Origin of the sequence: Burkholderia stagnalis (genome assembly GCF_902830275.1) — a bacterium.
GTDB lineage: Bacteria > Pseudomonadota > Gammaproteobacteria > Burkholderiales > Burkholderiaceae > Burkholderia > Burkholderia stagnalis.
The window spans coordinates 36,932-58,800 of record NZ_CADESW010000024.1 but is presented as its reverse complement, the minus strand read 5'-3'; the positions used below and the strand labels follow the sequence as shown (position 1 = coordinate 58,800).

19 protein-coding genes are annotated in these 21,869 nt (G+C 65.6%); 10 read left to right on the top strand and 9 right to left on the bottom strand.

Annotated elements, in window-relative coordinates; genetic code table 11:
* Positions 1-33 precede the first annotated feature (33 nt).
* On the bottom strand, positions 34-660 hold the full coding sequence (locus tag HWY45_RS30565; protein ID WP_059880922.1) for a tyrosine-type recombinase/integrase: 627 nt from the start codon (positions 658-660) through the stop codon (positions 34-36).
* A 381-nt stretch (positions 661-1,041) separates the two neighbouring features.
* Between HWY45_RS30565 and HWY45_RS30560 the strand changes: the two genes are divergently transcribed.
* Positions 1,042-2,001, top strand: coding sequence for a hypothetical protein (locus tag HWY45_RS30560; protein ID WP_059880919.1), 960 nt, complete (start codon positions 1,042-1,044; stop codon positions 1,999-2,001).
* A gap of 570 nt (positions 2,002-2,571) precedes the next feature.
* Here HWY45_RS30560 and HWY45_RS30555 read toward each other — a convergent pair.
* The 5 genes from HWY45_RS30555 to HWY45_RS30535 all read right to left on the bottom strand — a co-directional run bounded on the left by HWY45_RS30555 (position 2,572) and on the right by HWY45_RS30535 (position 7,642).
* Positions 2,572-4,575 (bottom strand): hypothetical protein, encoded by a 2,004-nt coding sequence (locus tag HWY45_RS30555; RefSeq protein WP_150998690.1) that lies wholly within the window; start codon positions 4,573-4,575, stop codon positions 2,572-2,574.
* A gap of 244 nt (positions 4,576-4,819) precedes the next feature.
* The gene (locus HWY45_RS30550) at positions 4,820-5,146 is read right to left on the bottom strand and encodes a hypothetical protein (protein ID WP_059880913.1); all 327 of its coding nucleotides are present in this window, start codon (positions 5,144-5,146) and stop codon (positions 4,820-4,822) included.
* 116 nt (positions 5,147-5,262) lie between these two features.
* Complete coding sequence (locus HWY45_RS30545) at positions 5,263-6,096, bottom strand: DMT family transporter (RefSeq protein WP_414143475.1); 834 nt, start codon at positions 6,094-6,096, stop codon at positions 5,263-5,265.
* An 85-nt stretch (positions 6,097-6,181) separates the two neighbouring features.
* The gene (locus HWY45_RS30540; protein ID WP_059807685.1) at positions 6,182-6,982 is read right to left on the bottom strand and encodes a DUF2182 domain-containing protein; all 801 of its coding nucleotides are present in this window, start codon (positions 6,980-6,982) and stop codon (positions 6,182-6,184) included.
* A gap of 57 nt (positions 6,983-7,039) precedes the next feature.
* The gene (locus HWY45_RS30535) at positions 7,040-7,642 is read right to left on the bottom strand and encodes a DUF1326 domain-containing protein (RefSeq protein WP_059566771.1); all 603 of its coding nucleotides are present in this window, start codon (positions 7,640-7,642) and stop codon (positions 7,040-7,042) included.
* A gap of 397 nt (positions 7,643-8,039) precedes the next feature.
* Between HWY45_RS30535 and HWY45_RS30530 the strand changes: the two genes are divergently transcribed.
* Positions 8,040-8,441, top strand: coding sequence for a lysozyme inhibitor LprI family protein (locus tag HWY45_RS30530; protein WP_059566723.1), 402 nt, complete (start codon positions 8,040-8,042; stop codon positions 8,439-8,441).
* 42 nt (positions 8,442-8,483) lie between these two features.
* Here HWY45_RS30530 and HWY45_RS30525 read toward each other — a convergent pair whose 3' ends face one another.
* The gene (locus tag HWY45_RS30525; protein WP_017329510.1) at positions 8,484-9,131 is read right to left on the bottom strand and encodes a response regulator; all 648 of its coding nucleotides are present in this window, start codon (positions 9,129-9,131) and stop codon (positions 8,484-8,486) included.
* Positions 9,128-11,254, bottom strand: a complete 2,127-nt coding sequence (locus HWY45_RS30520; RefSeq protein WP_081069730.1) for a PAS domain-containing sensor histidine kinase — start codon at positions 11,252-11,254, stop codon at positions 9,128-9,130. The genes HWY45_RS30525 and HWY45_RS30520 overlap by 4 nt, the downstream gene beginning before the upstream one ends.
* A 331-nt stretch (positions 11,255-11,585) precedes the next feature.
* Here HWY45_RS30520 and HWY45_RS30515 point away from each other — a divergent pair, with 331 nt between their 5' ends.
* From HWY45_RS30515 to HWY45_RS30480, 8 genes are all read left to right on the top strand, one after another.
* The gene (locus HWY45_RS30515) at positions 11,586-12,056 is read left to right on the top strand and encodes a universal stress protein (RefSeq protein ID WP_059566725.1); all 471 of its coding nucleotides are present in this window, start codon (positions 11,586-11,588) and stop codon (positions 12,054-12,056) included.
* A 193-nt stretch (positions 12,057-12,249) separates the two neighbouring features.
* Complete coding sequence (locus HWY45_RS30510) at positions 12,250-13,320, top strand: zinc ribbon domain-containing protein (protein ID WP_059566726.1); 1,071 nt, start codon at positions 12,250-12,252, stop codon at positions 13,318-13,320.
* Positions 13,321-13,511: 191 nt separating this feature from the next.
* Positions 13,512-14,537: a VTT domain-containing protein gene (locus HWY45_RS30505; RefSeq protein WP_059566727.1), complete on the top strand. Its 1,026-nt coding sequence runs from the start codon at positions 13,512-13,514 to the stop codon at positions 14,535-14,537.
* 444 nt (positions 14,538-14,981) lie between these two features.
* Entirely contained in the window at positions 14,982-16,364 is a 1,383-nt protein-coding gene (locus HWY45_RS30500; RefSeq protein ID WP_150998693.1) for an amino acid permease, read from the top strand.
* A gap of 210 nt (positions 16,365-16,574) precedes the next feature.
* The gene (locus HWY45_RS30495; RefSeq protein WP_059566729.1) at positions 16,575-17,510 is read left to right on the top strand and encodes a universal stress protein; all 936 of its coding nucleotides are present in this window, start codon (positions 16,575-16,577) and stop codon (positions 17,508-17,510) included.
* 118 nt (positions 17,511-17,628) lie between these two features.
* The gene (locus HWY45_RS30490; protein ID WP_059807673.1) at positions 17,629-18,279 is read left to right on the top strand and encodes a BON domain-containing protein; all 651 of its coding nucleotides are present in this window, start codon (positions 17,629-17,631) and stop codon (positions 18,277-18,279) included.
* Positions 18,280-18,684: 405 nt separating this feature from the next.
* Positions 18,685-19,374 (top strand): NUDIX hydrolase, encoded by a 690-nt coding sequence (locus tag HWY45_RS30485; RefSeq protein WP_230941948.1) that lies wholly within the window; start codon positions 18,685-18,687, stop codon positions 19,372-19,374.
* Positions 19,375-19,416: 42 nt separating this feature from the next.
* Positions 19,417-20,811 (top strand): MFS transporter, encoded by a 1,395-nt coding sequence (locus HWY45_RS30480; protein WP_059566732.1) that lies wholly within the window; start codon positions 19,417-19,419, stop codon positions 20,809-20,811.
* A gap of 31 nt (positions 20,812-20,842) precedes the next feature.
* On the opposite strand, the gene HWY45_RS30475 is transcribed toward HWY45_RS30480, so the two are convergent.
* Positions 20,843-21,823: an SDR family NAD(P)-dependent oxidoreductase gene (locus tag HWY45_RS30475; protein ID WP_059991016.1), complete on the bottom strand. Its 981-nt coding sequence runs from the start codon at positions 21,821-21,823 to the stop codon at positions 20,843-20,845.
* Positions 21,824-21,869 lie beyond the last annotated feature (46 nt).

Genomic DNA, 21,869 nt, shown 5'->3' with positions numbered 1-21,869 from the left:
CCGGCAAGCGACCGCTCGCCGGCCGTGATGCCATCAAACCTCCGTCTGCTCCGCCATCTCAAGGGCATCGTCGACCTCGATGCCGAGATAGCGAACCGTACTTTCCAGCTTCGTGTGTCCGAGCAGCAACTGCACCGCCCGAAGGTTCTTCGTCCGCCGGTAGATCAGCGAAGCTTTTGTGCGGCGCATCGTATGGGTTCCGTATGCAGTATCGTCAAGGCCAATCGATGCAATCCAACGATGTACCAGCCGGGCATATTGCCGCGTCGACAGATGCGGTGACGTGTGCGACCGACTCGGGAACAGAAAATCCGCCGCCTTCAGTCCTCGCGCTTCGATCCAAGCTTCGAGGCTCTCACGGGTCTGTTCCGTGATCTCGAATTGCACCGGCCGCTGGGTCTTCTGCTGCATGATTGTCGCTCTGGACGCCACGTGGCTTCCGTGGCGGACATCTTGAACCAGCAACCGCGTAAGATCGCACGCTCGGAGCTTGCTATCAATTGCGAGATTAAACATTGCGAGCTCACGAAGGTTCGGCGCCATTTGAAGTCGCGTCCGAATCGCCCAGATTTCTCGGAGTTTTAACGGCGGCTTCTGCCCGGTGAGCTTGCCCTTGTTCCATGGCACACGGTCACGAACGACGACATTCTCGGATTCCATGACAATCTCCTTTCAAGCAAAGGGAGATTGAGTGTGCGCCTTTTCCGGCGGGCGCTATCCGACCCTGAGCAGCCAATCGTAATCGTGGAAATAGATGGCTGCTTGGCGGTCGACTTCGGAAGTTCGTCCCGTTGTCAAAGTCCATGTTGCCAGCACTCATGCGCCTGTTCGTCCATACGACGTAACCGCGCCGATTGCAATTGCAGATGTGCTTAATGAGCCGACGGTTGACATGATAAACACCATCCCGATGGCGAACACCGAAAAAACATGAAAGCTTGCACAGTAATCCAGTTGGGCAATCGAGCATAGAAGGACCTTTGTGGCCCTCCTTTTGCTGACTACTTTATACTCCGCAATTAAACGACGGTGACTTGCCGCATGAAGATATACATTGCAAATCTCGGCATCCAGAACCATCTCTGGCCAACGTGTCTTGAGCGATCCACGATCGCCCTGTTCGAAGATGTAAGACTGCGTCCGTTCTGGGAACGCCGTGATCGTGAGGGCTATATTGCCGTTGCCAAGACGCTTGGCACGGTAGCGCAGACAGCGGGACGCTGGTTCAATCTACCAGAGATCATTCTTGGCACAGCAGGTGACATCTGGATCCATCGCGATGGCGACTACCTGTGGTGGACCGTGTCGAAGGCAGAGCCGGCTACTACCACGCTCGAGCCATGGAACGATCCGACCGGTAAGACGAGCGAGATCTACATTACGCATAAGCCGGTGGAACCGTGGTCGAACCGCGATAGGAAAGGCAACCGTATCCTCTGGAAAGAAATTCATCCGACCGCTCGCTGGTTCCTCACGACGGAGGCCACAGTTCAGTCTGTGGCGACCCATCCCGACTATGCACTCGCACTGATCAACGGCGACAGTCTTGCGCAGTGGCATTCGCAGCCGCGTTGGGAAGCCGCCCGTCAGAAGTCCGGCAAAGGCCAAGTAACGAACTACGATCCGATCGCTAAGTCCGCATGGCAAATGGCGTACACAGCCATGCAGACGACGGCCTACGCGAACGGCCAGGACGTCACTCGTACCTTGAAAAACAAGGACATGATGTTTTCCTCGCAGCCCGAACTCGAGGAACACATCAAGGATCTCGCCAAGCAGCAGCAAAACCTGTGCGCGATCACCTCTCTTCAACTTCAGTTCATGGGTGTGGAGACAGACCCGGAGATGCTGTGCTCGCTTGATCGCATCGAAAGTAGCGGCCATTACGAGCGCGGCAATCTGCAACTGGTTTGTCGTTTCATCAATCGATGGAAGAGCGACAGTGACAACGACGAATTCCGGCGTCTGATCAAAGTTTTGCAAACGTCCGGCCTGACGTAGGTCCCGGATCGTCCTGCATTATTTTGGCCAACGTCGCCGACAGCTATGGCCGCCTCGCGTCAATTTGGCGTGGATCGTGACGGGCCGGTTTTTGATGCTAACCCGCCACCCGCCCGCCCAACTGGCCGACCGATTAAGTGTCGCCTTCTGGCCGACTACTGTCCGATGCGGTCGACCGAGATCGCCCCTTTTCTGCCGGTCGAGATAATCAGATCAGGAGGGGCAGGTATCCAAGTGCAACGGTCGTTCAACACTGTCACTGAAAGACAAGTTAGCGAAGGCGCGCCACGAGAGTTCCCGTTTTCTTCGGATTTCTCTGTGATGAACACGGGCGTATCAAAGGACACTAGTCCGCAGCGCGGCATGACTATCTATCTGCTTCGATATCGGGCGACCCGCTGTAGACAGGTAGCCAAGCACGAGCGGGACGAGGAGGAAGAACCGGAAGAGCACCAGGATCAGCCGTATGCAGCGCATCAATGTCACATACGCGCTCACTATCTTGCCCACCACCGAAACATTTAGTTGCCTGATCGCCGCGGGGGCGCCGCCTGTCCACTACACCGACGGTCACTGATTCGCCTCCTTGAACTGGTCCAGTTGGAGCTTGTGCTCGTACTCGGTGTAGAAGTCCCGCGTCGACGTAATCATCTGCCTCGTTCGCAAGAACTCCTGACCGAGGGTTTCGTTGTCGGCTGTGCGTTCAAGCAGAAGGAGTAGCTGATAGATGGAGATGCTCCACGATTTGGAAAAAAACGTTCTCCCATAGAAATCGCCATCACCCGCTCGCATCGCGGCTCCTCTCAATTTTTCGAACCACACATGTAGGTCATTTAGCTTGCTCTGCTGCTTTGGATCCAAAGTGTTAAATGTCGAAACGCATCCTGCTCGCAAGAAGTGCTGCAGGAACGGTCGATCGTGCAGACTTCCAAGCTCGCCACGTGTAATCGAAACTTTGAGAACTTCCCGGCCGTTCAGCTCAATCGTCGATTTCGATGAATTGCCTTCCAGCGAAATCGCACCATGTTCTTGAAGCACAGCGTGCCTCTCCATGGCCTGAGCTTGTGGTCGGACCAGAGCCTGCGCAAGGTCTCCCAAGGCGGTGACATCATTGCCCGCGCGTGCAGCCCTGGTAAACATCTTGCTCTTCAATTCGAAGAAGCAAATTACGGTCGCCGTTTCCACGACCGCATCGCATTCGCCACTCGACTGCCCGGCTTTGTACTCTCCGTGCAGTACGGTGACGCCGCGCTCTTCCATCTTGGCACGCACAAATCGCTCGAACAGCGGTCCCATTGCTTCGTCGTCGAACCGTTTGTTTGGCCAGTTGTTCTTGCACCAGTCGAGTGCTGCGTTCGCAATGGCTCTCGACGCCATGGGCGGTGGCTGCATCACGAATGCTTGGCCGTCGGCTACGAGAGGCCGGAAAGCCGCGTCTATGTCGTTATCACTCGGTGGATATACGAGTTTTCGGTTGACGTCTTGTGGGTGACAGAAGACCTCGCGTAGCAATTCTGTTGCTGGTTTGAGATCGAGATTCGAAGCGAACGCAGCATCTTGCACGGCAAATATGGAGAAGTCATGCGGCGCAACTCGCTCGCAAGCACGTAACATTCTCAGGGCGACCGCAAGAATCTGGTCGGCCGTTCTCCCACGCTTGTCTTCCAGCTTGGCGAGCGCCTCCTGCGACATAATCCACTGAATGTATTCGCGGGCATGCGACGGCTTCGCTTGAGCCACCAAAAAGACGGAATCGTAGACTGCCGACTTCTGCATGATGCTTACGATGTCCGACGGTCGCGCGAATATCAATTCGAAGGTACTTACGGACAGGTCAAGCAATGCCGTTGCCCATGTCACGAGGTCGACGAGTCGGGCGAATGTTTCTTCTGGTTTGGAGGCAGTCGGCTGATGCGCGAAATAGCGAAGGCCCAGCTGGTAAAGATAGGCAAGCGGCATTTCCGGTGGTGCATCGATCTGTATTGTCTTCCCGACGCGCCCGAGTCTGAATCGACCCGTCATCCTACTGTAATGGGGTCCCATTGCGCCGGCTGCACTGAATGCCAACGCGCGCCCCAAAGAGGCGGACAAACCGGCTATCTCGTCCGCCAATCGTTGCACCTCGGAATCCGGGATATTCACGCCACCGCTGGCCGGCAGGTCGATCTGATAACCAAGCCCCCTCAAACTGCGAATCGCCTTGGAGAGGGAAGTTACCCGTGTATCCGCAATCCACTGTTGGTCGGCGGGTAGCCCCGTGCGGAATCTAGCTGCGTGCGTGAACGCGAGTTGGACCGCATAGGTCCAATTGCTCGTCGGCTCTACCGAGTGCCCACGCTCTTTGAGCGCATCCTGGAGGGCAAATGCAACATCGCGGTAGGGATCCGGAGAGGATTGGTCGCACATGAAGCGAAATCCGAGGTCAGCAATGAATCCGCGGACCTCCATGCGCGCTTTGTCGCTGTCTTCGACTCGGAAACAACCTCGTATTTCCGCAAGCGATTCGTTAGCTCTAAGTTTCGCCAGATCCGCTGCCGACGGGGTGGGGCATGAATCAACAAGTGCTTTAAACAAGCTTAGGTCCACATATCCTCCTCGAACAGCGCTTAGTGCGGAGTACGGTGACGTTCCGCGCTCGGCGCGATAGCTTAGCGTATCTGCCTCACCGAAGTCGTCACCTCAATGACGGATTTGGCCGACGATGAAACGCACATCACGGGTCTCAAACGGCCGTTGACGGATGCGAAGTGGTCGCTCGAATGCGCAATCGATCGCAGCAGCGAGTGACTATTCTTGGCCGGACATGGCCGTTTGCCGATCAGCCAGATTGCAAGTTGGCTACGCAGTCATGGATTGCCTGCGCGAACTGTGGATTGGATAAATCGATACCGACACGCGCCAGCGAAAGCAACAATTGCTCGACGCCTTCAACGACCCCAACGATGCGCGCGTTTTCGACGGGGTCGCTATGACTAGGAAGCGACTCCGGCAAGTCGGATTCGATACTTGCGGTACCGTCCTCAACCCTAAGGTCGATTCCGAACGGCAGAAAAAACTCTCGATTTTTGTCCATATCTCCGAGCTCGACGTCTTCCGCAGCTGCATTGTCGACGAACTGGCCGCGGAGGTCGAGCGGCCGCTTCATGGCCGAACGCCGACGGTCTGCCCCGTGTTCTCCTGTTATTCCTCGATGAAACTCCTTACGCCGAAAGCCCACGCGGGAAACCTTTCTAGAAACCCGATCGACGGCAACCGCACGGCTCATTTACGCCCATCGGGCGGCGGACTGATCTGAAGCGTCGCCCGCCCCGCAAGCACAAGCGCAATCCCCCCAAGAATCGCCGCCGACGCGATCGCAAGCCGCCAAGTCGGCTGCTCCGCAAGAAACAGCACCGCGCCGCCCGCCGCAATCGGTGGCACCGACAACTGCACCGCGGCGGCCCGCATCGCAGTGAGGTGCTTCAACGCCGCATACCAGATCACATAGCCGATACCGGACGTCACCGCCCCGGAAGCCACCGCCAGCAGCACGCCCCGCGCCGTCATATGAAAGCGCCCGGCCGCGACCACACTCAACACCAGCGCCATCGGCGCGGCACGCAGGAAGTTGCCGGCAGTGGCCGCGAGCGGATCGGCGAGCCCACGCCCGCGCAGCGAATAAATGCCCCACGCGATGCCGGCAGCCGACATCAGCACGACGCCGGCCGGCGTCGGCGCGGACACACCAGGCGACACGAGGTACAGCAGCCCCGCGACCGCAGCGCCCATCCCGAGCCAGCCCGACGCGGCGAACCGTTCGCCGCCATACAGCCCGGCCGCGAACATCGTCAACTGAACCGCGCCGAACAGGATCAGCGCGCCGGTCGCCGCGCTCACCGTCAGGTACGCGAACGAGAAGCACGCGACATACGCGAACAGCATCGTCGCAGCCAGCCAGTCCACGCGCGGCGGCGCGCGGCGCGCGCCCGCGCGAACCACGATCGCGAGCATCAGCGCGCCCGAGACGAGGCGCACGCTGCCGAAGCTGGCCGCGTCGATCTGCGCGTCGTGCAGCGCGAGACGGCACAGCAGGGAATTCGACGCGAACGCCAGCATCGCGGCGGCCGTCAGCAGCACGGTGCGCGCGACGGGCTGGGCGTGCCTGGCCGGATCGGACGTGGCGAGCGGGCGCACCGCGGCCTCACAGATGGCCGGCGGCGATCAGCGCCGCGCCGGCGAGCAGCGCGAAGCCGAGCGGGGCGGTGAGCCGCCGCCCCCACGCGACGTTCTTCTCGACCGCCATCGCGGCCGCGAGCGCGAGCATCCAGCCGAGGCTGCCTGCGCCGACGACGAACATCAGCAGCATCAGCGCCCAGCAGCAGCCGACGCAGAACAGCCCGTGCCGGCCGCCGAGCGCGAACGCCTGGCGGTGCGGCGCGCGACCGCGCCAGTGGCTGATCACGAAACTGAGCGGCGTGCGGCAGCGGTCGAGGCAGCGCGTCTTCAGCGCACTGAACTGGAACGCGCCGGCGAGGGCGAACACGGCCGCGCCGATCACCCAGCCGCGCCACGCGAGCGCCGGCACCTGCGCGACGCCGGCCAGCAGCAGCGCGTGCAGCGCATGCGCGAGCAGCCCGAACGCGCTCCACACCGCGACGTAGCCGGCGCCCAACAGCACGAGCAGGCGTGCGCGGTCCGGCCGGCCCGCGACGATGCGCGCGAACGCGTTGAACAGCGACAGCGTGGTCGGCAGCATCATCGCGAGAATCATCAGCGTCCATGCGGCCGCGGAGAACACGGCCGGCAGCCATACCGCGCCACCGGGCAGCGCGCGGCACAGCGCGGCGGCCGGCCCGGACGCGGTCCAGCCGTCATGTTCGAGGTAGCGGCCGTACGGGCTGCGCGTCCACGCCCACAGCGCGGCCCACGCGAGCGCGACGAGGCTCGCGAGCACGAGCGGGAAGATGCGCAAATGCGCGCGTCGATGCGGCAGCGCGGCCATGGCCGGTTTCGTCGCCGCCGCGCGAACGCAGCCGGTTCGCGCGGCGTGCGGCGCTGTTCAGGCGTCGAACAGGAAGGTGCTCTGCAGCGCGTTGTGGTTCGTCAGGTTGACGTCGATGCCGATCGCCGCATTCTTCGAGCGATAGACAGGCGCCTTGCCGACGAACACGGGCGCGCCGGGCACGGTCGAGAACACGGTGTCGGTCAGCGTCGTCGGCGCGCCGCTCGGGCCGAGGTACGGCTCGAGTTCCGCGTGGTAGTCGGTGCCGATCTTCAGCGTGCCCTTCGCGCCGACGACGTCGAACGTGATCGGCGCGCGCTCGACCGACACGACGGTGCCGATCAGCTTCGCGAGATCGGCGATCGGCCCGCCGGCCTGGCCCGTGTAGACCTTCAGCAGCGCCTTCTCCTGCTCGTCCGACGCGGTGTCGTTGATGTAGATCGCGGCGGTCCAGTTGCCCTGCAGGATGTTGCCGGGCACGTGGCAGACGGCGGCGATCGTGCAGCCGCTGACGTCGACGCCGTCGACGGTGCCCTTGTCCATGTGCCACGAGACGATCGTGTCGCAGGTGCCGAAATCGGGATCCTCGCCGATCCAGCACGGACACAGCACGCGGCAATTGCAGACCTCCAGCAGACGGCCTTCCAGGTGATAGCTCATTGTTGCCTCCTTCGTGGTCAGGCGAGCGCGCCGTGCGCGATGCAGCGACGGGCGGCCGGCAGGAGGTCGGGCCGCGGCGGCGATGCGATGGCGGAATGCGCTGAGGAATGCAGCGGGTGTGGGGAACGCGGGATGGATGCGATATCGGGACCGAAGCGGCGTATCGATTTTCCAGTGTAGGCGGGCAAGGGCGATATTCAAGCGCGTGCCGCGGCGTGCGGGCAGCGGCTGACAAGCGCGCGGGCGTGCGCTAGCATCGCCGTCGATGTCGCCGCGCCACGGCGGCCGATGCGCATGCGAGCGCGCCGGCCCGGCGCGCGGCGCCGTGCTCCGAGGCACGGCAGGGCGGCCGTCCCGGCATCGGGTTCCACACATCAACGAACAACAAGGAGCATCCATGCGTGTCTTGACCGGTTTGCTGCTGTCGCTGGCGATGGCAGCGAACGCCCATGCGCAGGCGAACTGCGCGAATGCGCCCGACCAGGCGGCGATGAGCGCGTGCGCCGATCGCGCATACAAGAAATCCGACGCGGAACTGAACCGCGCCTACCAGGCCGTCACCACGCGCGTGCGAGACAACCGTCCGCTTGCGGACAAGCTCGTGTCGGCGCAGCGTGCGTGGGTCGCATACCGCGATGCCGAATGCGGCTTCTCGAGCGCGGGCGCGGAGGGCGGCAGCGTCTATCCGATGGTGGTGTCGATGTGCCTCGACGATCTGACGAAAGCGCGCACCGAGAGCCTGCAGGGCTACCTGTCGTGCGAGGAGGGCGACCTCGCGTGCCCGGTGCCGGCGAAGTGACAGCGGGATGACGGCGCGGCGGCCATGTGCCGCCTGCCGCGGCTAGACGTCGTCCGTCTCGTCGAGCAGCTTGTGCCGCATCGCGTAGCGCACCAGCGCGGCCTCGTGCGGCATCTGCATCTTTTCGAGAATCCGGGTCTTGTACGTGCTGACCGTCTTCGCGCTCACGCACAGCGCCTGCGCGATCTCGGTCAGCGTCTGCCCGGCGGCGATGCGACGGAACACGTCGAACTCGCGGTCGGACAGCCGCTGGTGCGGCAGCGTCTCGGCCGGTTCGTTCAGGCTTTGCGCGAACTGCTCGGCCATCGCGAGGCTCACGTACACGCCGCCCGACGCGACCTTCGACACCGCGCCGACCAGCTCGGCGCTGGCGCTTTCCTTCGTCAGATAGCCGGACGCGCCCGCGCGAAACGCGCGCACCGCGTACTGCTGTTCGGCGTGCATCGTCAGCACGAGCACGCGCAGCGCCGGTTTTTCGTCCTTGATCTGCTTGATGAGCTCGACGCCGTTGCGCCCCGGCATCGACAAGTCGAGCACCAGCACCTGCGCGGGGGTTGCGCGCACGAGCGCGATCGTCGTCGGGCCGTCCCAGGCCTCGCCCGCGACCTCGAAGCCGCTGGCGTTCTGCAGAATGTGCCGCAACCCGTCGCGCACGAGCGTATGGTCGTCGGCGATGAGCACCTTGATCATATGGTTGAAGTTTCCTGTTGAATCGTGGTCAGCGGAAACGCGACGGTGATCGAGAAGCCGCGCGCGAGGGCGGTGTCGATCGTCACGCTGCCGCCGAGCATGTGGGCGCGCTCGCGGATGCCGATCAGCCCGAACGACTTCTCCTCGTGCGTCGCCGTCCCGGTGACGGGCGCCGCGCCGCGGCCGTTGTCGGCGATGCGCAGCACGCAGAAGCCGCTCTCGATGTCGAGCGTCAGCGCGACCCGCGTCGCGTCGGCGTGGCGCGCGACGTTGGTCAGCGCCTCCTGGACGATGCGGAACAGCGTCGTCGCGCCCGCATTGGTGAAGGCGAGGCCGCCGGTCTCGATGTTGCGCTCGACATTGATCCCGTAGCGGTTCGTGAAATCGTTCGCGAGCCATTCGATCGCCGGCACGAGGCCGAGATCGTCGAGCATCACCGGCCGCAGGTCGGCCGCGATGCGCCGCACCGATGCGACCGTCGCATCGATCAGCCGCCGCATGCCCTGCAGGTGGACGAGCACGTCCTCGCGCGGCTGCACCGCGTCGGGCGCCCGCAACTGGTGCTCGACGACGGACAGGTCCATCTTCAGCGCGGTGAGCTGCTGGCCGAGATCGTCGTGCAGCTCGCGCGCGATGCGCGTCTTCTCTTCCTCACGCACGTTCTGCAGGTTCGCCGACAGCTCGCGCAGCTCCTCGCGCGATTGCTTCAGCGCGTTCTCGGCGCGCACGCGCTCGGTGATGTCGCGCAGCATTACCGTGTAGAGCTTGCCGGACGCATCGCGGATCTGCGAGATCGACGCCTCGATCGGGAATTCCTCGCCGTTGCCGCGCAGCCCGAACAGCACGCGCTGGCGGCCCATCTGCCGCTCGGACACGCCCGTCACGCCGAACTGGTCGACGTGCTTCGCGTGCGCGGCGCGGAACCGCTCCGGGATGAAGCGCGACAGCGGCGCGCCGATCGCCTCCATCGCGGATACGCCGAACACCTGTTCAGCCATCGGGTTGAAGATCACGACCGTCTGCTTCTCGTCGATCGTGATGATCGCCTCCATCGACGAGCGGATGATGCCCATCATCCGCGCCTCGTTGAGGATGCCGCTGCTGCGGGCGCCGACGTCCGCGGCGGACCCCGGCCGGCCGCGCAGCAGCACGTACACGAGCGCCGCGAGCGCGAGCGACGCGAGCAGGCCCGCCGTGAGCACCGTGCCCGCCGCGCGCTGCGCGCCGGTCGCGCCGGGCCGGCCGTCCGCCGAATAATCGAGCTTCAGGGTGCTGCCGCCGAACACCAGCACGTCGGTCTGGCGCATCAGGTCGGGCGACGCGAAGGCTTCCTCGGTGGAGGTTTCCGCGCTGAAGATCGGCCGCGGGTCGCCGTCCGCGCTTACGCGAAGGTCGATCCCGCGTTCCGAGTCGAGCGCGCGCTCGATCAGCCGCTGCGGGCTGAGTGCGGCGAACAGCACGCCGTCGATCGCGGCGTCCCGCACCGTGCCCGGTTTGGCCGGCGTGGCGGGGGCCGGCTCGTCGGCGACGGGCAGGAACAGCGTGACGGTGCGCCCGTCGCGGGTGGTGTCGTCATCGGTGGAGTGGACGCCCAGCGCGGCATTGCCGGTCTGCACGGCGCGCCGCAACGACGCCGTGTCGGGCCCGCCGAAGCGTGCGACGGGCGCCGCCGACGCGGGCGCGCTCAGCGTCGCGACGGCGAGCGGCTCGGCCGTGGGGGCGCCGGCGCCCGCGAGCAGCACGCGCGCCTCGGGCGACAGCGGCGCATAGCCGAGCTGCCTGACCGGCGAGCGGCCATTGTCGAGATTCAGCGCGTCGACATACTGGCGCCACTGCTCCAGCGTCATCTGCGGCGTGAGGGCGAGCGCGCCGCGCGCGCTTTCGAGCACGGCGACGCCGGCCTGCAGTTCGTGGCGCAGCATCGCCGTCACGTGCGAGGTGCGGCGCTCGAAGCGGGCGTGGATGGTGCTTTGCCATTGCTCGCGCACCAGCAGCGCGACGCACAGCGACAGCACTGCGCCGACGACGAGCGCGGCGACGCCAGCCGCAAGCGGCTGGCGTAACATGGACTGATAGCGCGTGGACGGTCGGGCGTCGCGCATTGGGGTTCCGCTGGCGGTCATCTACGGGCCACTCTCTCCGAGGCCGCCCTGGCACATGGGCAGCGTGGGAATACCGGGCGCGGCCGGCACCCGATGTTTGGCGGTATCTGTTTACAAGATGAAATTGTGCGCGTTTTGCGCGTTTTTTGTAATGGGGTCAGCAGAAAAAGCTGCAAATCATCCGATGCGACGGGGCGCGGCGCATGCTTGACCCGCGTCAACGGCGACCGACGCGCGTGGGGCCAGACTGAATGGGTGGCCGGCGCGGCCGATTCGCGTGCGTGATGTGGGCGCGAACGGGCCGGCGCCGGCCAGCGGATTCGAAACGGATTTCCTATGGGAGGGTCGGACCATGTACAAGCGGATTTTCGTGGCGCTCGACGACAGCCCCAGCGCGCGTCTGGCGCTGGATGAGGCGATCAGGATCGCGTCCGCGTCCGGCGGCGCGATCACCTGCGCGTATGTCGTCGAGCACAAGCAGCAGCTCGTGGACGTCGACGCGAGTTTCGCGGATACACGCGACGTCGAGCCGACGTCGGCCGAAGCCGTGACCGCCGTGCTCGATGGCGCGAAGGCCACGCTCGACGCGAGCCGCGTGCCGGGCACGGTGCGCGCGCTCGACGCGTACGGCGAGGACATCGCGGCGGTGCTGATGCGCACGGCGGCTGAAGCCGACGCCGACCTGATCGTGATGGGCACGAGCGGGCGGCACGGGCTGCGCCGGCTGCTGGCCGGCAGCGTCGCGGAATCGCTGCTGCGCTCCGCGGACCGGCCGGTGCTGATGGTGCGGCACAACGAGCAGGTCGCGACGCCGCCCGCGTAGGCGGCGGCCCGCAGGCGAGCGTAGTCAAGCCACGGCGACGCGGCGCGCGCCGCCGTGGCCGCACGTTTTCTGCACGCCCTTCACCGCGCCGCGCGGAAGTTGCGCCGCGCCGCGCACATCTGGCAGCATCCTCCCCGTAGCCCCTCCCGTTCACCGCCGGGCGCGCAGCCGGCGCTCATGGAACCCAACCAACATGACAATATCGACAAAGGGACTGCGACTGGCCGAGGTGTGGTTCCAGCGCGCGCTATGGATCATCGCCGTGGTGTTCGCCGGCTTCCTGATCGGGCTCGGCGGGCTGATCGTCGGCGATCTGCCGCGCGTCGAGGTGTCGCTCGACCGCGAGGCGTTTATCGACCGGCAGGCGGCCGTGCCGCTGCGCCAGACGCTCACCAAACTGCAGGCCGACCTGAACGCGAACCGCGACGCGACCGAGCAGGCGTCGCTGCTGCTGACGGCCGCCGAGCAGGACACGCGGCAGGCGCGCGAAGCGTTCCGCGCGGAGATCGCGACCCGCCATGCGACCGAGCGGGCCGAGCAGGATCCGGCCGTGATCGCGCATGCCCGTGCGCTCGAGGCGGCGACGCAGCGCGAACGCGATGCGCAGGCCCGCATCGGCGCGCTGAGGCAAGCCGCGCAGGGGCTTGAACGGGAGCAGGGCGCCGCGCGGCTCGCGCTCGCCAAACTCGAAACCGACGCGGACCGCAGGCTCGACGCGGCGCAGCGCAAGCAGGAACTGCGCGTGTTCGGCATCCGGCTGCTGTTCACGCTGCCGCTGCTGCTGGCCGCCGGCTGGCTGTTCGCGAAGAAGCGCGGCAGCCGCTACTGGCCGTTCGTGTGGGGCTTCATTTTCTTTGCGCTGTATGGGTTCTTCGTCGAGCTGGTGCCGTATCTGCCGAGCTACGGCGGCTACGTGCGCTATATCGTCGGCATCGTGCTGACGGTGGCGGTCGGGCAGTACGCGATCCGCGCGCTGTCGCGCTACCTCGAACAGAAGCGCCGCGAGGAGCAGCAGCCCGACGTGTCGCGGCGCGAGGCGATCGATTTCGTGACCGCGTATGCGCGCATCGCGAAGAAGGTGTGCCCCGGCTGCGAGCGGCCGCTCGACACCGCCGATCCGAACGCGAATTTCTGCCCGCACTGCGGGATCTGCGTGTTCAACGCCTGCGGGCAGTGCCGCACGCGCAAGAACGCGTTCAGCCGGTTCTGCCCGTCGTGCGGCACGTCCGCGGGCCCGTCGGGGCCGTCCGCGCCTGCTGCGTGACGCTCGCGGGCGGCCGCACGCGGGCGGCAAAACCCGCGCGGCGCGCAAGGCTGCGCCGCGCGGCGTTCATCAAACCCGTTTAGAATGCCGTTCATGCCGTTCCAGCTGCGGAAGTGCCGCGGCAGTCGTTGCACCGCCGGTCGATGGCCGGCTTAGCCGATTCGGCCCGCATGTCATCCAGGAGCGCCGCCGTGTGGCACTTTCCCGTTGCGATTCCGTCATCGCTCGGCCCGTGGGCCGTGTTCGCGAGCGTGCTGATCACGCAGCTCGGCGTGCCCGTGCCGGCCGTGCCGATGCTGATCCTCGGCGGCACGATGGCGGCGATGGGGCAGGCGTCGTACGTGAGCATGTTCGTGGCGGCCGTCGGCGCGACGATGCTGGCCGATTCGCTGTGGTTCTTCATGGGCCGCACCCGCGGCCGGCGCCTGATCAACGCGCTGGTGCGCTTCTCGCTGTCGCTCGACACGACGCTGCGCTTCGCGCGCAATGTGTTCGAACGCCACGGCGCGCCGCTGCTCGTGCTCGCCAAGTTCCTGCCGGGTCTCGGCCTCGTGTCCGCGCCGCTGCTCGGCACGACGGCGATCGGCGTCGGCGTGTTCCTGCTGTGGGATCTGGCCGGCGCTTCGCTGTGGGCCGGGTTCTGGCTCATCGGCGGCGCGGCGATTCACGACCAGATCGTCCAGTTCGTGCTGTGGGTGCGCTCGAGCGGCGGGACGATCCTCGACGCGTTCCTCGCGATCTTCATCACGTTCCTGCTGTACCGCTGGGTGCGCCGCGTGCAGTTCCGGCGCTGGCTCGCGCAGATGCGCATCTCGCCGCCGCAGCTCGCCGAGATGATGACGTCGGACGAGCCGCCGCTGATCTTCGACGCGCGGCCGCGCGGGGTGCGCGAACGCGAGCCTTACCGGATCGCCGGCGCGGTGCCGCTGGATCTCGATTCGCCGGAGCTGCTCGATCCCGAGCTGCTGAAGCGGCCGATCGTCGTCTATTGCGTGTGCCCGAACGAGGCGACCGCGAAGCGCATCGTCGCGCAGTTGCAGCGCAAGCAGATGGCGCATCACATCAAGGCGCTGAAGGGCGGCCTCGACGCATGGGAAAAGCACGGCTACCCGGTCGAGCCGATGCCCGCCGACGTGGATGCGTCGCGCTATTTCGTGCGGCACGAGCACGACGCGACGCAAGGCGAGTACACGGTGCGCGCGACGCTGTCCAAATGACCCGCGCGCATCCGCGCGCGCCGGCCGTTTAAATCATCATCCTGTCATTCCTGATCGCGCCTTCCGGCAAGAATCGACTGGCGCAAATCCTCTGATCATTCATATAATCGCGCCTGCATATTGCGTGCGCGTGATCGCGCACATACGACGCGCGGCACGCCGCGCCGAACGCGATTGAATTCCCGTTGAACGCGCGGGCAGGCGCGCTGCGCCTGACGCACCGCTCGTTACCCGGCAGTGCGGGGGCCGTTTCCCGGATTATTCCGGAATCGCCCGATAATCCACGGCCATTCCGGACGGTTTCGCGCAATATCGGTTTCATTGCCGATGGGGAAACCGGCGGCGGGGATCATTTCGTTTTCGGCAGCCGTATACGGCACCGACCTGTCGCGCAATGACCTTGACACAATGACGGCAGCCGCGCGCGGCCGCCTGGAGACGCACTTGAGACAAGAAGAAGACCAGCTGCACCGCCGGCTGGAAGAACGACACATCAACCTGATGGCGCTCGGCGCGACGATCGGCGTCGGCCTGTTCCTCGGCTCGGCTTCCGCGATCCGCACCGCCGGCCCCGCGATTCTGCTGACCTATCTGCTGGGCGGCATCGTGATTTTCCTGATCATGCGCGCGCTCGGCGAAATGGCGATCACCAACCCGGTCGCCGGCGCCTTCAGCCGCTATGCGCGCGACTACCTCGGCCCGTTTGCCGGCTACGTGACCGGCTGGACCTACTGGTTCGTGTGGATCGTCACCTGCATGGCGGAGGTGACGGGCGTCGCGGTCTACATGCACGTCTGGTTCCCCGACGTGCCGAACTGGATCTGGGCGCTGCTCGGTCTCACGGCGATGGGCGCGGTGAACTTCGTCGCGGTGAAGCTGTACGGCGAGTTCGAGTTCTGGTTCGCGCTGATCAAGATCGTCACGATCGTGCTGATGATCATCGGCGGCGGCCTGATGATCACGCTTGGTCTCGGCAACGGCGGCGTCGCGACCGGCATCTCGAACCTGTGGGTGAACGGCGGCTTCATGCCGAACGGCTGGTCCGGCGTGATCGGCGCGCTGCCGATCGTGATGTTCGCGTATCTCGGCGTCGAGATGCTCGGCTTGACCGCTGGCGAGGCGCGCAATCCGGAGAAATCGCTGTCGAAGGCCGTGAACTCGGTGTTCTGGCGCGTGCTGATCTTCTACATCGGCGCGCTGTTCGTGATCATGTCGATCTACCCGTGGAACCAGATCGGCACGCAGGGCAGCCCGTTCGTGATGACGTTCTCGCGGCTCGGCATCCCGGCCGCCGCCGGCATCATCAACTTCGTCGTGCTGACGGCCGCGCTGTCGTCGTGCAACAGCGGCCTGTTCAGCACCGCGCGGATGCTCTACAACCTCGCGCAGCAGGGCCAGGCGCCGCGCGTGCTCGGGCGCGTGAGCCGCAGCGGCGTGCCGGTGTACGGCGTGAGCGTGTCGGTCGCGCTGCTGCTGGTCGGCGTGCTGCTCAACTACCTGGCGCCGCAGCACGTGTTCGTGTGGCTCACGTCGGTGTCGACGTTCGGCGCGATCTGGACGTGGTGCGTGATCCTGATCGCGCAGCTGCGCTTCCGCCGCACGCTGTCGGCGGACCAGATCGCGCGCCTGCCGATCCGCGCGCCGTTCTTTCCGCTCGGCTCGTACGTCGCGCTTGCGTTCCTCGCGCTCGTGGTCGTGCTGATGGCGTTCACGCCCGATACGCGCGTCGCGCTCGTGATCGGGCCGCTGTGGATCGTGCTGCTCGGCATCGCGTACGCGGTGTTCTACGCGAACCGTCCGGCCGTATCGGCGCCGACGAAGTCGTAAGCGTGGCCGGCCGCGGCCCGCGGCTTGATTTCGATCATGCACGGGCGGGCCGGACGTTCTATGCTGTCGGCATCGCTTGTCCGCGCTTCGCGCGGCTGCCAGCCGATCCCGCGGCCAGGCATGCGGCGGCCGGACCGCCGCGCACCGCACCCGTGCGAAGCTCCGGCGTCGTCCGCCACGGACGACGCGCACGTACGGAGTGCCTTCGCCATGCAGCCTGCCCAGTCCGTCCCGTCACCGTCGCGGATCGCGCTTGCCGTCGATCCGACGCCCGAATCGCTGCGCGCCGCGCAGTACACGCGCGCGCTGCTGCGCCCCGGCATGCAGTTGCGCGTGGTCAGCGTGATCGACAATCCGCGCCTGCTGCTGCCCGACATCCCGCGCATCGATGCATTGCTCACGTCCGCCCGCAAGGAAATGACGGACGACGCGCAGGCCGTGCTCGACCGGATCATGCCGATGTTCGCCGACAGCGGCGCGGACGTCGAGCACGGCATCGTCGACGCGTCGGTCGCGGGCGGCACGATCGCCGGTGCGCTGGTCGGCGACACGGCCGCGTGGCAGGCCGATGCGCTCGTGGTCGGCGCGAGCGGGCATCACGGCCTGCTGCGGCTGGTCGAAGGCGCGGTGTCGGACACGCTGACGCGGCGCGCGCGCTGCGCGCTGCTGATCGTGCCGGCGAGCTACGAGCGGCCGATCGAAGGGCCGCCGCAGCGGATGATGTTCGCGGTCGACGGCAGCGAGCCGTCGCTGCACGCGGTGCAGACCGGCATGGCGTTCGCGACGCCGAGCACGCTGCTGTATGCGGCCTACGTCGTCGATCGCGCGATTCGTCTGACGGACATCGTGCCGGTGCGCGCGCTCGAGGATGCGTACCGCGCGGAAGGCGAGGTGGCCCTGGCGCGGGTCGACGCGCTGTTCCAGGCCTGCGCGAATCCGACCAAGCGCGGCTTGATCGAAACGCTCGCGACGAGCGACGACGTCGCGCACGCGCTGATGCGCGAGGCCGTGCGCTGGGACGCGGAGATGCTGGTGGTCGGCACGCATGGCCGGCGCGGGCTGGCCGCGCTGCTGATCGGCAGCGTCGCGCGCCGCGTCGCGCACCTCGCGCAGGTGCCGGTGCTGCTCGTGCGCGGCGCGGATTGAGCGTGGCCCAAGGGCGGCGGATCGGCGCGCGCATTGACCTGCGTCCGACATCGCCGCCGGGCCGTGTGAAAAGCGGGTATTCCGTGCGTTCCGGCGCGCGGCTGCTCGGGAGCGAGCGATGAAGACCGACAGGCAGGTGAAGCAGGACGTCGAGGAGGAACTCGCGTGGGATCCGGCGGTCGACTCGACGCGCATCGGCGTCGAGGTCGAGGACCGGGTCGTCACGCTGTCCGGCCGGCCGTCGAGTTTCGCGGAGAAGGTTGCCGCCGAGCACGCCGCGCATCGCGTGGCGGGCGTGCGCGCCGTCGTCGTCGACCTGGCCGTGCAGCTGCCGCACGAAAACCGCCATACCGACGAAGACGTCGCGAAGGCGGTGCGCGCGGTGCTGCACTGGACGGAAGGCCTGCGCGACGACGCGCTCCACGTGCAGGTCGAGAAGGGCTGGGTCACGCTGACCGGCAAGGTCGACTGGGGCTATCAGCGGCTGCGCGCGCTGCGTGCGGTATCGGAGATGCGCGGGATCACCGGCGTGTCCGATGCGCTCGAGGTGGGCGGCGACGTCGTGGCCGGCGACATCGGCACGACGATCCGCAAGGCGATGCAGCGCCACGCGGAGCGCGAGGCGAGCCGTATCGAGGTGCTCGTGCAGGACGGCACGGTGACGCTCAACGGCAAGGTCGATTCGTATGCGGAACGCGAGGTCGCGCGCGGCGCCGCATGGTCCGCGCCCGGCGTGCGCGCGGTGATCGACAACCTGGTGGTCGAATAGGCGCATGCCGTCGGCCCCGACAGAACTCTCTGGCACGAGGGTAGGCTGCCGTCAGGCTGCCTTGGGGGACGGGCGGGGGTGGGTCATACCCCGCCCGCTTTCCTGGCGCGGTGCGCTGGCTGAGCCGTTTGATCGCATTCGCAATTGAATGCCGATTTGGCCGAATAATGGGCACGGTAAATCGGCATGATGAGTTTATCGGCGGATTCGTAGCGGATCGGCTTTCTGGATCGGTTATCCGCGACTGAACGGGCATGCTTTAAAATTTAAGCAAACCAAATCCCCGTTTGACCGAAAACGAACATATACTCAAACGGTTTTTGCGGCGAAGACGCCGTTCCGGAGCAGGATTTCCCGATTCAGTGTCACTCGAAGTGCGTAGGCCCAGGCATGCCGGAGGAAGACATGGGAAGCGACAGAATTATCTTGGAGACCCACGGTGCGTTCGCCAAGGCGCACCCGGATATCGACGCGCAGCAGGTCGCGCTGGAATCGATCGTACGCGGCGTGGAAGGCTTTCGGATTCCCGCGTCGACGGATTGGCCCGCGGCGAAGCTGCTCCTTGCGGACAACGATGGCCAGTGGAAATTCTCCGCCGTGCTGGTGGCGATCGTGGCGCGGCGCGAGCCGACGATCTTGCTGACCAAGCGCTCGTCGGGGCTCAGCGAATATTCGTCGCACGTCAGTTTTCCCGGCGGCCGTCCGGCGGAATCCGACGATACGGTCGGCGCGACGGCATTGCGGGAAGCTTTCGAGGAAATATGCCTTGAACCCGGCGCGGTCCAGGTTATCGGCAGCTTGCCGATTCACAAAACGAGAAAGCGCAATCACGCCATTTTCCCGGTTATCGGCATTGTGTCGGATACGGCCCGCTGGGAAGCCGCACCGGCCGAAGTCGAGGAAATATTCGAGTTTCCGTTTGCCACGCTGCTGAATCCGGACCTGCCGCGGCAGTATGTCGAAGGAGAGCGCACGGGGTCCTGGTATTGGGCGGATCAGCAATACGACATCTGGGGTGTCACCGCGGTGATATTGAAATCGCTCGCAGGCCTGGCGCTCGACGCCGCGCACGGCGAGCGTCTGCGTCACGGCTAGATTCGCGCATTCGACCTCTCCTCCATCGAGCACAATCACTTCATGCAGATTGCAGAAGAATTCAGCGAAGAAGGGTTCGAAATACCTCGGCGCTATTTTGCCGCAGTCGCGATTCTGGTCGGCGTGTTCATGTCGGCCCTCGATAGCGCCATCGTCAATATCGCACTGCCCACCATCTCGACCGACCTGGGCGTCAGCGCGGCCTCGGTCATCTGGGTCGCGAACGGGTACCAGGTGGCCAGCGCGGCGATCATGCTGACCTGTGCGTCGCTCGGCTCGAGAATCGGCGAACGACGCTTTTACACGGCCGGGCTCGTGTTGTTCACGCTGTCGTCCCTGGGGTGCGGGCTCGCGACCACCTTCAGTGCGCTGGTGGCGATGCGGATCGTCCAGGGCATCAGCTACGCGATACTGATCAGCGTCGGCTACGGTCTCTATCGCGTGATCTTTCCGCCGCGCGCGCTGGGAACGGTCTTCGGCCTCAATGCACTGGTGTTCGCCGTGGGAACGGCCCTCGGCCCCGCACTCGGCGGGCTGATCGTCTCGTACGCATCGTGGCCCTGGCTGTTCTACATCAACATTCCGCTCGGGATAGCGGCCACCGCGTTCTCGGTGCTCGCGCTGGGCAAGGACACGCACAAGGAACGCGGCTTCGACGTGCTCGGCGCGGTGACGTCGGCCGCGGCATTCGGCCTGTTTGCGCTCGCCGTCGATCAAATCGGCCGGTGGAGCGATCGCACCGTCTTTCTGCTTGCCGCCGCATCGGCGGCGCTGTTGTGTGCATTCGGCATCGGTCAGACCCGGGCCAGGTATCCGCTTCTGCCCCTGGATATCTTTCAATCGCGCCGCTACACATTCGCGGTGCTGACGTCCGTCACGATGTTCGTTTCACAAGGCATGGCCCTGGTTGCGCTGCCGTTCGTGCTGCAGCACACCTATTCGTACAGTGCGTTGAAATCCGCGCTGATCTTTACGCCATGGCCGATCACGGTCGCACTGTGCGCGCCGTTTGCCGGGAGACTGACGAATCGCCTGAATGCGACCCAGGTGTCGAGCATCGGCGTATTGATCTTTTGCGTGGGGCTCGGCTCGCTCGCGTTGCTGCCGGCGCATCCGCAGGCGGGCGACTTCCTGTGGCGCGTCGCGCTTTGCGGAATGGGGTACGGTTTCTTCCTGCCGCCCAACAACAAGGAAATGTTCGCCAACGCGGCAAGGAACAGGACCGCCACCGCGTCCGGCGTGCTGTCGACGGCGAGAACGACCGGCCAATCGATCGGCGCCGCGCTGGTCGCCGTGGTGATCGCACTGGTGGGCGGCGCAAGCGGAAGCGCGGACGGGCAATTCTCCGTGTACGTGTTTGCGCTGGCCTGCGCGATCGCCGCGCTCTCGTTTCTCGCCAGCATGGCGCGCGTGTACAGGCGGCGCGATTCGGCGTGACGCGTATGCGTCGTGTTCGCGGCGCCGGCGCTCAGTCCGGCGCGGGCACGCGTTCAGGCGCCCTGTGCCGGCGGGTGGCCAGTGACGCGAGCAGCTGAACGAGGCGCCTGCTGCGCGGCGCGCCGAGATGCTTGCTGAAGAACTGGCCGACCGTCCTGGGGCGGTCATGACTGGCCGATTCCATCGCGGCCCGTACACATGCGCCCATGTCCGGATAGGCCGAATAGGAAAAGTTGTCGGTATCGCCCACGAACACGTGGGTCAGGTTCGTGTTGCATACGCTGAACATTTCCCCGTTGCACGCGTTCGGCCCGCAAATCCATTCGATGAACGGCCAAAGGCCCGCGTGGGAGCACACGTCCGCGAGATCACGCTCTTCCTGCTGTGACGGAACACGCCACTCGACCCGGTTCCACTGCGAATCGAGTGCGGCAGGGAACAGCGCGTTGACGGCAATGCCGCACCGTGCGCCGGGCGTGGCCATCATCTTCGTCAGCCCGATGATGCCGGATTTCGCGATCCCGAACGGGAGAAGGCCGTGCTCGTCGAACGAGCTGAAGAGATGGCCCGAGCAAAAGTTGAGGATACGGCCATAGCGTTGCGCGGCCATGTGCGGCCACGCTGCGATCGACAGGTTGTACGGGCCGTGCAGGTGGGTGCCCAGCGCCTCTCGCAGATCGGCATCGGTCAACGAATCGATCGGCCGCTGCAGCGTCGCGGGGCGGTTGCCCGCATTGTTGACGAGGACATCGAGGCGCCCGTGCCGGCGAATGGCCTCGCGAACCACGTCGGCACATGCACCGGGATCCGAAACATCGGCCTGAATCCACGCGACGTCGAAACCCTGCCGACCGAGGCGGGCCGCGGCCTCGGCTCCGCGCGCCGACCGCGAAACGCTCAGTACGCGGGCGCCTTCCCGCGCCATCTTCTCGACCACGCTGGCCCCGATGCCTTCCGACCCGCCCGTTACAAGAATCACTTGATCCGCGAACCCGGCCCCTGGCTTGTGCATGTCCTCACTCGGCTTCCGAATGGTGCGCAAAAAGGCACGCGCCGGC

Bases quoted from the DNA above. Each gene is read 5' to 3' on its own strand.
- HWY45_RS30565 (WP_059880922.1), bottom strand. From the start codon at position 660: ATGGAATCCGAGAATGTCGTCGTTCGTGACCGTGTGCCATGGAACAAG.
- HWY45_RS30560 (WP_059880919.1), top strand. From the start codon at position 1,042: ATGAAGATATACATTGCAAATCTCGGCATCCAGAACCATCTCTGGCCA.
- HWY45_RS30550 (WP_059880913.1), bottom strand. From the start codon at position 5,146: ATGAAGCGGCCGCTCGACCTCCGCGGCCAGTTCGTCGACAATGCAGCT.
- HWY45_RS30545 (WP_414143475.1), bottom strand. From the start codon at position 6,096: ATGCTGGCGTTCGCGTCGAATTCCCTGCTGTGCCGTCTCGCGCTGCAC.
- HWY45_RS30540 (WP_059807685.1), bottom strand. From the start codon at position 6,982: ATGGCCGCGCTGCCGCATCGACGCGCGCATTTGCGCATCTTCCCGCTC.
- HWY45_RS30535 (WP_059566771.1), bottom strand. From the start codon at position 7,642: ATGAGCTATCACCTGGAAGGCCGTCTGCTGGAGGTCTGCAATTGCCGC.
- HWY45_RS30530 (WP_059566723.1), top strand. From the start codon at position 8,040: ATGCGTGTCTTGACCGGTTTGCTGCTGTCGCTGGCGATGGCAGCGAAC.
- HWY45_RS30525 (WP_017329510.1), bottom strand. From the start codon at position 9,131: ATGATCAAGGTGCTCATCGCCGACGACCATACGCTCGTGCGCGACGGG.
- HWY45_RS30520 (WP_081069730.1), bottom strand. From the start codon at position 11,254: ATGACCGCCAGCGGAACCCCAATGCGCGACGCCCGACCGTCCACGCGC.
- HWY45_RS30515 (WP_059566725.1), top strand. From the start codon at position 11,586: ATGTACAAGCGGATTTTCGTGGCGCTCGACGACAGCCCCAGCGCGCGT.
- HWY45_RS30510 (WP_059566726.1), top strand. From the start codon at position 12,250: ATGACAATATCGACAAAGGGACTGCGACTGGCCGAGGTGTGGTTCCAG.
- HWY45_RS30495 (WP_059566729.1), top strand. From the start codon at position 16,575: ATGCAGCCTGCCCAGTCCGTCCCGTCACCGTCGCGGATCGCGCTTGCC.
- HWY45_RS30490 (WP_059807673.1), top strand. From the start codon at position 17,629: ATGAAGACCGACAGGCAGGTGAAGCAGGACGTCGAGGAGGAACTCGCG.
- HWY45_RS30485 (WP_230941948.1), top strand. From the start codon at position 18,685: ATGGGAAGCGACAGAATTATCTTGGAGACCCACGGTGCGTTCGCCAAG.
- HWY45_RS30480 (WP_059566732.1), top strand. From the start codon at position 19,417: ATGCAGATTGCAGAAGAATTCAGCGAAGAAGGGTTCGAAATACCTCGG.
- HWY45_RS30475 (WP_059991016.1), bottom strand. From the start codon at position 21,823: ATGCACAAGCCAGGGGCCGGGTTCGCGGATCAAGTGATTCTTGTAACG.